Source organism: Ereboglobus sp. PH5-5 (genome assembly GCF_029504805.1).
Taxonomy (GTDB): Bacteria; Verrucomicrobiota; Verrucomicrobiia; order Opitutales; family Opitutaceae; genus Ereboglobus.
The window spans coordinates 20200-32519 of record NZ_JAQFIT010000022.1 but is presented as its reverse complement, the minus strand read 5'-3'; the positions used below and the strand labels follow the sequence as shown (position 1 = coordinate 32519).

Annotated in this window: 5 protein-coding genes; 2 read left to right on the top strand and 3 right to left on the bottom strand. The window is 56.9% G+C overall.

Annotation, left to right across the window (positions count from 1 at the left end):
* Nucleotides 1–1665 precede the first annotated feature (1665 nt).
* Complete coding sequence (locus M2103_RS12605; RefSeq protein ID WP_277511014.1) at nucleotides 1666–3084, top strand: sulfatase; 1419 nt, start codon at nucleotides 1666–1668, stop codon at nucleotides 3082–3084.
* A gap of 26 nt (nucleotides 3085–3110) precedes the next feature.
* Here the strand turns inward: M2103_RS12605 and M2103_RS12600 are convergent, their stop codons facing one another.
* Nucleotides 3111–7112, bottom strand: coding sequence for a glycosyl hydrolase (locus tag M2103_RS12600; RefSeq protein ID WP_277511012.1), 4002 nt, complete (start codon nucleotides 7110–7112; stop codon nucleotides 3111–3113).
* A gap of 181 nt (nucleotides 7113–7293) precedes the next feature.
* On the opposite strand from M2103_RS12600, the gene M2103_RS12595 reads away from it, so the two are divergent.
* Nucleotides 7294–9624, top strand: a complete 2331-nt coding sequence (locus tag M2103_RS12595) for a DUF2264 domain-containing protein (RefSeq protein WP_277511010.1) — start codon at nucleotides 7294–7296, stop codon at nucleotides 9622–9624.
* 896 nt (nucleotides 9625–10520) lie between these two features.
* Here the strand turns inward: M2103_RS12595 and M2103_RS12590 are convergent.
* Nucleotides 10521–10691 carry a hypothetical protein gene (locus M2103_RS12590; RefSeq protein WP_277511008.1) on the bottom strand — a complete coding sequence of 57 codons (171 nt, stop codon included), beginning with the start codon at nucleotides 10689–10691 and terminating at the stop codon, nucleotides 10521–10523.
* A gap of 1023 nt (nucleotides 10692–11714) precedes the next feature.
* Nucleotides 11715–12227, bottom strand: a complete 513-nt coding sequence (locus M2103_RS12585) for a hypothetical protein (protein WP_277511007.1) — start codon at nucleotides 12225–12227, stop codon at nucleotides 11715–11717.
* Nucleotides 12228–12320 lie beyond the last annotated feature (93 nt).

The following is a 12320-nucleotide window of genomic DNA, read 5'->3' as shown; positions in this document are numbered from 1 at the left end:
ATCCGTCCCCTCAAATCCTGGCTGTATGATTTCATGCACCATCACTTCTCTTATTTTCACTCCATTTGCGACTAATTAATTAGGAATTGCTCTAGGCCGTGAACGGACGGAGTGTTTGCCCTGGGGGAGCGAAGCGGGCAGCGCGGAGATGGCGTCGTGCGGCGCAGCGAAACAGCCCCGAGCGGAGCGAGCGGGTGAACGGAGTGAACAAAAGCTGTCTATCGCGTTTTTTTAGAAATAGCACGCGCTGACGATCCGGTTGGCACACCTAATGCTATTGGTTCGTTGGTTCACTTGCTTATTTCATCAATGTGACCGCAATTAAAAGGATAGCAAACGGAATCCATACAAAGTATATTGATATTTTAATGAATTTAAAATAATATGAAATTATTCTTTTTGACGCATTCCCTGTTTTTATCAAAAAAATTGATAGAAAGTTAATTGATACCGTCATAAACGCCACTGAGCCCAAACAAAGATGCATGATATATAAAATGCTAAATATAGACGGCGATCTCGATTTTGGCGGCGTGACATTGATCTCGATTCCTCGATCAGCCGTTATGAGGCTTTCAGCGCGATCTGATCTTTCCTTGTCCATATGATTCAAAAATCTTGTTTCTTCGATATATAGATCGAGTTCTTTGGCAATCAATACGGCAACCGCCAAGGATCCTAATACTAGAAAAATATATATGAAAAATTGGGAATCGATCTTAATTTTCATTTTGATTTGCGACCGATGCCACGAAGAGCGGTTCAACTTGATGGTGAAGCGTGCCTTGAGTTTGATTACACTTTAAGTTCATGGATAATTTTTAGAAACATCCATTTGACAACATTTCGGATTTAATTTTCTGAATAATATTTGAATGCGAACGTGCCGCATTGATTGTCGTTTTGTGCAGTGCACTATAGGACTCTTTAATAATACTATTGGCATACATCGTTCCTCCTACGTTACCTGCAAGACAGGCTCCACCAGCTATAGCGCCAAAAAGAGGCGAGCCAACCGCACATATTACCGGCTGAATTGATCTGAGCAATTATTTGGCCATCAATTTTAACAGTGGCCTGCCCCTCCACAGTGCCCACAATTTGCAGGCGAACTGAGGAGGTGGCAGCGTGCATCGATAAAGCACACGACAGGAAAGGGGCTAAAAATAGAAAAATATATCTACGGAGACCAAATAAGGCGATGTGGCAGACATTAGGGGGGCAATCACAATGAATCATAATAATATGAGGCTAGGGGTTAGAATTCCTTAAGTGCAAAGCCGCACTCCTAAACCGCATACATGTCAAGTGCATTTCGTGGCAGCAAGGGACTATGAGATTGCGAGATTTTGAGATATAACCAGTGGTGCCTCGTGTCGACTTGAAGCTATTTCGTTAATATTCAATATGTTGGGAATGGTATAATTGAGGTTTCGCACACACGTTAACCTCTACAGTGGTTTTCTTTGATTTATACCTCATTGAAATCAATTGTAAATATTCTATCCAATGGGGCGTTTCTGAAACAGAATCAAAAAATTGTCGCACAATCCGAAGGAATTGTGGATGGATTGGAGGATTTTACTCGTCAGGGCATCTCAAACGTGGAAACCAAGTCGCAACCCCAAAATCGTCCACCTCATCAAGTTAATACAAACTTATACAATGCAAACACTAGGACACGCATCGCTCGGATTGATAACAACAATTGCCGCCCCGGCCTTGGCATGCGCCACGGCTTTGGATAATGGAGCGGCGAAAGCCGCGGTGGTCCGTCGGCCCGACATTGTGCTCATGCTTGTGGATGACATGAGCTGGCGTGATACGCCGCTCCACGGCGCGCCCGACATTCGCACGCCCAACATGGAGCGAATCGCCGCCGCGGGGATGACGTTTAACCGCGCGTTTGTGGCGTCGCCCACGAGCGCGCCGAGCCGCGGGGCGCTGCTCACGGCGATGAATCCCGTGCGCAACGGGGCACTCTTCAACCACCAATCGCCCCGACCCGGGGTGAAACGCTGGCCGGCTTATTTCAAGGAGCTCGGTTACGAGGTCGTCGCCATTGGCAAGGTGGCCCATTACGCCCAGGTCACGGGCTACGGATTTGATTACGTCAGCCACTATAAATATCATCAGGACGACTGCGTGGAGCATGCGATCAACTGGCTCGCCGCGCGCAAATCGGACAAACCGCTCTGCCTCATCGTTGGCACCAACTGGCCCCATGTCCCGTGGCCGGATGCCAGCGCGGCCACGCTTGATCCCTCCAGGGTGGCGTTGCCGCCAATGCTTTTGGACACGCCTGAAATGCGCGTGGCGTGGACGCGCTACGCCGCCGCTGTTGCCAACGCGGACCGCGATGCGGGGCTGGTTTATGACGCCGCGCGCAAGCATCTCGGCGAGGGCGTTTTTTTCGCGTTCACGAGCGACAATGGCGCGCAGTTTCCCTTTCATAAATGGACTTGTTACGATGGCGGGTTGCGCACGCCGCTTGTCGCGGTGTGGCCGGGGCGTGTCGCCGCGGGTTCGCGCGCCGACGCCATGGTGGGCTGGATTGACTTGATGCCCACGCTTCTCGAAGTCGCCGGCGGTTCTCCGCCCCGCACCGGATTGGGCGCGGGCGAAATCGACGGCGCGTCCTTTCTTGCCACGCTCCGCGACGCGCGGACGCCGCACCGTGACGCCGTTTTTGCCACGCACAGCGGCGACGGGCGCATGAACGAGTATCCCATGCGCGCCGTGCGCACCGAGCGGTGGAAATATATTCGGAACCTCAGTCCGGAAAATGAATTTCACACACACATCGACCGCGTGGTGAAGGATGAGGGCTACTGGCCATCATGGGTTGGGAAGGCGCGGGCGGATGCAAATGCGCAACAGGTTGTGGCGCGTTATTTCAATCGTCCCGCCGAGGAGCTTTACGACATCGAGAGCGACCCGCATGAGTTGCGCAATCTCGCCGACGATCCCGCCTGCGCGCAAACCCTGCGCGACATGCGCCGAAAGCTCGATGACTGGATGGCATCGCAAGGCGATCAAGGCCTCGAAACCGAGCGCAAGATGAAGCCGGTGGCAAAAAGATGACAGGGAATAAACGCCGTGTCTCTTGCTCACAAATCCACTTGCTGGATGAGCATCAGCTTCACGGGGCCAAGGAGGCCGGAGTCTTGGAGCGGGTCGTCTTTTTTCCAGAGCCGCCAGCTTGAGAATGTGAGGCGCCCGGCGGGACTGGGTTTGCCGTCAAGGAGCCATTGGGGCCATTTTTTGAGGGTGCCGTTTGGTTTGCGTTCGCTGTCCTCCGGGAGCTGTTCGTCGCCGATCAAGCGGTTGACCCAAAGGTTCACAACTTCGATTTCGAGTGTGTTTTCGCCCTCCTTCGCGGCGGGTGACAGGTCAATACGGTAAGGAGGTTTCCAAAGAATGCCGAGATCGCGTCCGTTGAGGCGCACACGGGCCATGACCCGCACGTTGCCGAGATCGAGCCAGGGGCGCTGGCCGTTTTTGAGCGCCGGGATTGTAATTGTTTTTGAATACGTGGCGGCGCCGGAAAAGTATTTCACGCCGGCATCGGGGTGGCGGTTCCACGGGGTGAGTTCGTCGAGTCTGATCTCAGCGGGCGCGCCCCAGCCGGCGGGGAAGCGGAGCTGCCACGGTCCGGGGATGTGGATTTCGCGATAGGGTGGGGCGGAGATGTTGCGTGTGCGACCGTCGGATGTTGTGAGGCTGAAGGTGTTGCCCCAAGTGGGATGGTCGCGGAGATCGCCGGTGAGGAGGTTGATCTCGGGCGTGAAAAGCGAAGGGCGGAGAACGTGCAGGCCGTCTTCGACGAGAGGGACGCCGCTGAGCTTCACGCTGGCAAGGCGCGGGAGCTGAGCGCTGTTTTTTGAAAATACGATGAAGGCCGAGCCGCTTGGTTGAAAAGGGATTGTGATGGTGGTGTGCCCGTCGCCTTCGGCGCGCCATGCGCGGATGGGCGTGACGCGTCCCGTTTCGGGATCCCAGTATTCGGGTTGCCTGCCGGCGACGCGGAAGGTGCAGTTTGTCATGACACGCTCGTCGCCGGTGTGCGCGAGAAAGTAGATGTCGGCGTCCGCGGTGCGGCGGTGGATGTATTTGATCCCGGCGTCACTGGTAAAGTCGGGCGCGATATCGAGCGCGGCAAGGGCGCGGGCGGGGGTGATTCCGCGAAAGACGCGCGAATGTTTTGGATGCCAGATGTCGGCGGCGATTTTTTGCAATTCGGCATCGGCTTGCGCGTGATCAAGAAGGCCGGGCGTGTGCCGCGGCGGCGTGCCGAGAATGGCGGCGCCTTCCGCAACCATTTTTTGGATACGCGAGAGCATCCGCACGCTCATGACCGGTGTGTCGGGAAGAAGCAGGAGGCGGTAACTGGCGCCGGAGGGGAAGACGATGCGCCCGTCGCGCACCGAGGCGTTTTCAAGAAAAGTGTCCGGCCCGACGGTGTCGCAGGCGTGGCCATGTATCACGATGTCTTGCGTGCGGTGCAGCGGCTCCTCGGGCGCGAGGCGGAGGACGTCGCCAACAAACTCGCCTTGTCGGAGAAGGTATTGGCAGCGGGCGAGGTATTGGTGCCAGGGCGCGGTGAAGCTCCACCATGTGTTGGTGCGTTCGTAGTGCAATCCCCACGGCCCCATTTGGATTCCGGGCGGGATTTGCGCGCCGAATTTTTGCCCGGCGAAACGATGAAAAACGAAGCGGTTGATGCCGCCGCAGAAGGCCTCGTCGCCAAGTTTTTTGAACATGGCCGGGTGCCAGAGATACTTTTCGTGCTCGGCGGACGTGAAGGCCTCGGCGCCGACAATTTTTTTGCCGGTTACATGCGCAACGGATGCCATCGCCTTGATTGAGGCTTGGTAGGCGATGCCCCAGCCGTTTGGTGTCCAGAACTCGGCCATGGGCTCGTCTGTGTGTCGGGCGTTGTCGAGATCGTGCGCGATGGTGGTGTAGGACTCGTAGGAGAGGCACAGATTTTGCTCGTGCGCGAGGCGCAGGAATTCGGCGGAATAGTTTTCCTGCATCATTTCGGAGACGGTTTTGCGCAGATCGAAAAGGAAGCGCTCGGTGGTTTGCTGGTCGCCGATAATGCGTCCGGTGAGAGCGGGTAGCCATGGGACGATGTCGTAGCCGCGGCGTTTTTTGAATTCCTCTCGAAACCCGGGTGTCCAGTTTTGCCCGCCCGCCTCCCACGAATCGATGTGCGTGGAGACGAGCGCGCGACGGGCCTCGGGCGGGACTTTTTCGTGGAGGCGTTTGACGTAAAAATCGAAATGTTTTTTGAGCGCGTTTTTGTTGAGCTTGTCGACTTCGGGGCCGGTTTGGTCGGGCGGGGTGGGCTTGGAGCGCTCGCCGTTGGAGGCGTGGCCGAAACGGAGAAGCGTCCATTCGCGGCCATCCGGGAGCGCGGGCGCGTCCCACTCGAGTTTTCCGTCGGGTGAGAGGTGGCGCGTCAGGTCGATTTGCTCGTCAGGCGAAATGCAGGCTGCAGCGGGCGCAGTGGCGCCGATGGGCGATGGCTCGGGGCTTCGGTAGGGGGCGCCGGCGCGGAAGCTGAGGGATTTGAGCGGAAAGTCGGGAATGGCGTGGCGTTTGGCATCGGTGTGCCCGGCGATGGCGAGAAGGGCGATGTCGCGATATTCGGGAGCGTTCTTGGGTTTTGGGAGCACGCCGGCCCATCGCGTCCCGGCCTTGACGCGTGTTTCGCTGGCATAGACGCGCTGCATGGATTCCTCGGGCGAAATCCACGGGCCGCCACTGCCATTCCATCCGGGGCTGTTGTTAAAATTGAATTCGAGGCCGAGGCGCGCTGCTTCCCGGACGGCATGGGCAAACATTTCCTGCCATTGGTCGCCCATGATTCGCATGGCGGGCGGCGCGCCTTGGTCGACATCCATCAGGAGCGCGCCGCCAATGCCAACCCGCTTCATGGATTCGAGATCGGCGGTGATGGATTCCTTGGTGACGTTGCTGCCAACCCACATCCAATACACCCAGGGGCGCGCGGAATCGGGCGGACTTGCGAAGTTGCGCGCGAGTTCATCACGCGGGGATGCCGGGGCTGCGGCTGGCGGTTTGCGGACGGGTTTTCCGGGAGCGACGGGTGTGCCGAAATCAGGAAAACCATCAGCCGTCCACGAGAATGGCTGCGCAAAGATGCCGCGGTGCCAGCCGTTGTGGCGCTCCAGTTTTGCGTGATAAACAATCCAGTCTTCGCTCCCGTCGGGTGATTTGACGAAGGAGGCGTGTCCGACTCCCCAGGTTTTGTCGGTGGGCGCAAAAACAGGTTCCGGATGTTTGCGCCACGCGCCGGGCTCGAGCGGAGCGTCGCCGACGAGTTCGAGCAGGCCGAGTTTATAGCTTCTCAGCCACGCGCCGCTGGCGGAATAGATGATAAATGTGCGATTGTCCTTCTTGAGAATTTGCGGGGCCTCGTTGAGGCCGCGGCCTTTCTTGGATTCATCGACGCGTTCCCAGAGGTAGTCGTCGTTTGCGCAGAGGCGGACGCGGTTGCCGGAAACCGTCCACGGATTACTCATCGGCGCGGCATAGAGCCATTGGATGTCGCGTCCATCCTCCCAGCCCGACCAGATAAGGTAGCGCTTGCCCTTGTGCTCGAGGACGGTGCCGTCGATGGCCCAGCGGTTGTTGGTTTTGGCGGCGATGTCATCGCCGGTGTAGAGTTCGGACTTGAACGTGTATTCGCCAAGCGGGTTGTCGGTGGCGGATTCGAGGACAATCATGCGGTGGTTGGCGTTGTTGCCGTCGGATGCGGCGACATAGATATACCAGCGTCCGTCGAGAAAATGCAGCTCGGGAGCCCAGACTTCCTTCGAGTGCGGGCCGCCTGCGGGCGCGCGCCAGACGACGTGCCGGTCGCCGGGCGTCGAGGGCGAGTCGGATTTGCAGATGGCGACGCCGGAATCGTTTTCGGACTGGCACCAATAATAAACACCCTCGTGCCGGATCACCCACGGGTCGGCGCCGATGGCGATGGGGTTGGTGAAGGTGTCCGCCTGCGACGAGGCCGCGCGAATGCCGGGCAAGAGCGAAATGAGAGCCGCTGCGACGAGGAACATTGTTCTCGGTGATAACATGATACTTGCTAGATGTTTTTTTGCGGGGTTTCCGCTAAAGCCTTTGCGGGGATTTTTTGCGCGGGGATTGAGATTGTTATAGAGGAAAGCGCGCGACCAGGCATCCTAACGCAAGTCGCGCATTTCCGCGCCGTCGCTTTTCCCGGTTCACCGCAGTTTAGTTAATCCACCCTTTTAAATCATGATAAGATCAACTCCGAAAAAGTTCCATGTTGCAATGGCTGTCACGCTGGCGGCCTGCCTGTTGGGTTGCGGCAACTTGTTCGCCTCAGATGCCGGCAGGCTTGCGCAAAAACAAATCGCCGCCGACATGCTCGCGGCGTTCGAGTGGCAGATCGCGAATCGCACCACCGCAAAAGCGCCGGTCGATTCCGACAGGGGGTCGCGCGGCTGGGTGCACGGCGCGTTCATGACGGGCGTGATGGAGGCCTGCCGCACCACCGGTGACAAAGCCTATCTCGATTACGCATGGGCCGCCGCCGAGCACAACGCATGGCAGCTCGGCCCGCGTTTCGAGCACGGCGACGACCACATCATCGCGCAATCCTACCTGGAACTTGCCGAGATCGACCGCGCGCGCGTGAACATCAATCCCGCCGTCGAAACCTTCGACAAGCTTCTCGCGAAAAAATACGACGGAGCAAAACTCCTCTGGTGGTGCGACGCGCTTTACATGCAGCCGCAAGTTTGGGCGCGACTCACAAAAGTCACCGGCGACCCGAAATATCTGGACGAGATGGACAGGCTTTATTGGGAGTCCGTCGAGTTTCTCTACGACAAGGGCGAGCACCTCTTCTTCCGCGACAAGGGGTTTATGCCCCACGACAAGGACTTCAAACCGGTGCGCGTCAAGAGGGGCAACAAAGCCTGGTTTCTGGAACGAAACGGCAAAAAGATGTTTTGGTCGCGCGGCAACGGCTGGGTGTTTGCCGGCTTGCCCCGACTGATGGAATACATTCCGAAAACTGACGCGCGACGCGCAAAATATGAGACGCTTTTCAAGCAAATGGCCGCCCGCATCGTGGAGCTGCAACCGTCCGACGGACTCTGGCGCATGGGTCTGCTGGACCCGGCATCCTATGGATACGGAGAGGAGAGCGGCAGCGCGTTTTTTATCTACGGGCTCGCTTGGGGCGTGCGCAACGGGTTGCTCGACGCGGCGGCGTATATGCCCGCTGTTGAGCGCGGCTGGCGCGCGCTCCGCGCCTGCCAGCATCCGAATGGCAAGGTCGGCTATGTGCAACCCATCGGCGCATCGCCCGGAAAGCATTCCGAGAAAACATCGCAGGAATACGGCACCGGCGGATTTTTGCTCGCCGGTTCTGAAATGTATAAACTGTGCGCACGCGGCATCACCGCTCCCGCCGCCACGCCCTCGCCCGATGCCGTCGCGCATCGCGCCTACCAAGTATCCGTGCTTGCGCGCATCGCCGAGCCCATGCTTGCCGCCGCCGCCGAGGGCAAGCTCAAGGAAAAGCTGCCCAAGATCGACACTCCCCGCGACCGCTTCGCACCGCTCGAGGCGCTCGGACGCGGACTTTCCGGCATCGCCCCCTGGCTCGAACTCGGCCCCGGCCCCGGCGAGGAAGGGCAATTGCGCGCGCGCTACATCGACCTCGCCGTGAAGGCCATTCGCCATTCCACCGACCCGAAATCGCCCGCCTGCGTTCTCTTTGACGAGCGCGGACAGCCCTTGGTTGACACGGCGTTTTTGGCGCAGGCGCTCCTTCGCGCGCCGACGCAACTCTGGGGGAACCTCGACGCGCAGACACGCGAGAACGTGATCGCCTCGCTCAAGGTCTCGCGCAAAAGCAAACCCTTCAAAAACAACTGGGAGCTTTTCAGTGCCACCGTCGAGGCGGCGCTGCTCAAGTTCACGGGCGAATGCCAGATCAAGGTCATCGAAACCGCCGTCAACGATCACAACACTTGGTATAAAGGCGACGGCACTTACGGAGACGGCGCGCATTTTCATTGGGATTATTACAACAGCTTCGTCATTCAGCCCATGCTCTGGGACGTGCTCGAGGTGTGCGCTGAGAAAAATCTCCCCATCGCGGAACACCTTCCGGCGATCAAGGCGCGTGCGCGCCGTTACGCCGTCGTGCAGGAACGCATGATTTCGCCCGAGGGCACGTTTCCCGTCATCGGGCGCTCCTCCGCCTACCGTTTTGGCGCGTTGCAAACGCTCAGCCTTGTCGCGCTCCATGATCAGCTCCCGCCGACGCTCACGCGCGGCGCCGCGCGCTCCGCGCTCACCGCCGTCATCAAGCGCATGATTGAGGCGCCGGGCACGTTTGACGAAAACGGCTGGTTGCGGCTCGGGGTCGTCGGTCACCAGCCGCAAATGGCCGAGCGCTATATCAACACCGGCAGCCTTTACCTGTGCACGTTCGGATTGCTCCAGCTCGGGTTGCCGCCCGACGATCCCTTCTGGACCGAGCCGAGCCGCCCTTGGTCGCAACAACGCATCTGGAGCGGCGAGGACATGCCGGCGGATCATTCGATGTGACCGGTGATTTCGCGCTTCCACGCAGATAGTGCCTGAATCCGTTTCTTTGCGCCTTATGTGCCTCTTTGCGGACGGCGGCTTCGATTACCGGAATCAATGAGGCCCATGCGGACTGATTGGTGATTTTTCCTGATAATGATCTGATGCTATGCTGCGAGTTTCGGATGCCGTAAGCCGTCCCGTAAAGTTTTTTTAGAGGATTTTTCACCGCGGCGAATCTTAACCGACAGACGCTATCGCACATCTGGCTCCAATTCCGGACTCCCCTCAATCTCTCCCCGTAAAACCCTATGAACACCCAAACGACTCGACACCTGCTGTTGTCCGTTCTGTTGCTGACGGCTCCGTTCGCCGCCTTTCTCAAGGCCGACATTAGTGTTGGCGCCGACAACACCAACCTCGTTCTCAGCGGCACCACGCTTGCCGAGAACATTATAAGCAGCGGAACGGGAAACTCCGTTGAATTCCAGGCAAGCGGCGCGCTGGATGGCGGCATCATGGGCACGCCGGGCGTTCCGAACAGCGAATTTGACAGCCTCAAAATGAACGGCGAATTATGGCGTTTTAGCGGCACCGCCAGCCTTGGCGGCACATCGGCAACCACATTGCATGTGGCAACCGGAACGCTATCATTGGCCGGTTATGTTATTACAGGGAGTGCCGAACCCGGTTCAAACACCGTCACCATAGACAGTGGTGCCACGCTTCACTTTACACAGACTGGCACACTTAACCAAACTGGAATCCTAAATGATGGGCACATTTATATATCAAGGGGAGCCACTACTTATTTCGATCATAACATCTCCGGATCGGGTTTGTTGGAAACGGAAAACGTCGTTTATTTGACTGGCACCAATACGCACACCGGCGGCATACGTATCAGCACCGGCGATTTATATGTGGCTGCGCCAACAGCATTGGGCACAGGAACCGTGAATATAGTCGGAGGCGGGGATCTTTTTGTTTCCAGCACAACATCGGGTGACTTTGTTTTCAATAATCCGCTTGTCGGCGCCGGGCGTTTGATCGTTAAGTTGCTGGCTGGTGGCACGGATGTTTTTCATTTCGGTGCCGGAGTTGGCACTAATTTTACAGGCACTTTTAACGCCCAAGTAGGAACCTATAACTTTGATTCCAATGCCGCTAGTGCCTTGGCGAATGTCTCGCTAATTAGCATTGATCGTGACTCCACGGTTCTGGTCGCCAGTGGTTCGCATCATTACAAAAGGATTCAATTTTCAACTAATGCAGCCGCCGAGGTTTCCTCCCATTGGGCGGCGACGTTGTCTTTCGAGGCTGATTTTTCCAATCCCGCTGGTCCCGTGACTAGTCGTGTTTCCGTGGACGAAAACCTTGCGGTTGCGACCACTGCGAATATCGGTGTTCATACAACTGGTTCGGTTGTGGCACCTTCGTTTTCAATCACGGCTCCTGTTGCTACGAACCTGTTGGCCATGGATGAGGAAGTTGCATCGACAACAGTTCGCACGGGCACATTTCTGACCCTGGCGCCTGGCAAAAGCATTACCGATTTTTCCCGGCTACTTTCTTCATCGATTTACGGGGAAAACATGGCTGCGGCAGCCCGCCAGATTGCCTATGTCCAGAATTCTGACGCTGTTGGCAATTTAATATACAATTATTATGCGTCTGCTGACGCCAACGGCATTTATTTGGACTATGGGCTCGTCGCGTTAGAGGTGATCGCTGGTAAAACGCTGACGTTTTCGGGTGATACAACTGGAGGGGGTGGCAATGACTTCAAGCTACGTATAACTGGCAGTGGAAACCTCGATATTCAGGCGACCAATAGTATTTTGTTTTCCAGTGCGTTTGGTGATTTCACCGGCGATACCACGATTACCAGCGGCACGCTCATTATGTCCGGCAAGCTTGGCACGGGTAATGTCACGGTTAATCCAGGGGCCACCTTGCAAATTGGCAATGGCAGCGCATCGGGTTACGCGGGCGACAATATCGTAAATAACGGCACGATTCGATTCAATGCCGGGACATATACAGTAAGCAGCAATATTTCCGGAACCAGCGGACTTCGGTTGAATACCGGTCGCATCAAGCTCTCGGGTTCAAACACCTTTTCCGGTGGTTTGATCGTAACTGTGACCAGTGATATTGAGAATACTCATGCGCTTGGATCTGGAACTGTGACAATAAGTAGCGGCGACCTTTGGGTGATGCCGGGCACCCGAGGAGACCAAGCCTGGAATAATCCGTGGTTTAGCGCAGTTGGTTCTTCGGGCGGACGCCTCATTATAAGAATGAAGAATGATGCGGATGTGTTTTCCTTTCAAAATGGAAGTGCCGTTGGCACTAGCGGCACGGGCACGAGAGCCGATGCCTTCATAATGCAGAATGGCACGCTGTTGCTGGATGGTGACGCCGTTGCAGCTCTCAGGGGTAGACAAATACGCGTGGATTACGGCTCCACCGTTAGGGTTGCACCCGGCACCCAATCTTTCAAATACATTAATTTTTCGGCTAATAATGCTAGTGGCAACAAAAGGCCTGCTCTTTCTTTTGACGCCGATTTCAGCAATCCGGGCAATCCGGTGCTCGGACACCTTGTTCTTGATGCCCACGCAGTAAATGTTGCCGCTGGCGTGGATGTTCGTTTTGACAGCTCCTCGCCCCTTGGCCCCATTGCCGCGCCACCAGCTCCGGAAGGTGCCAAT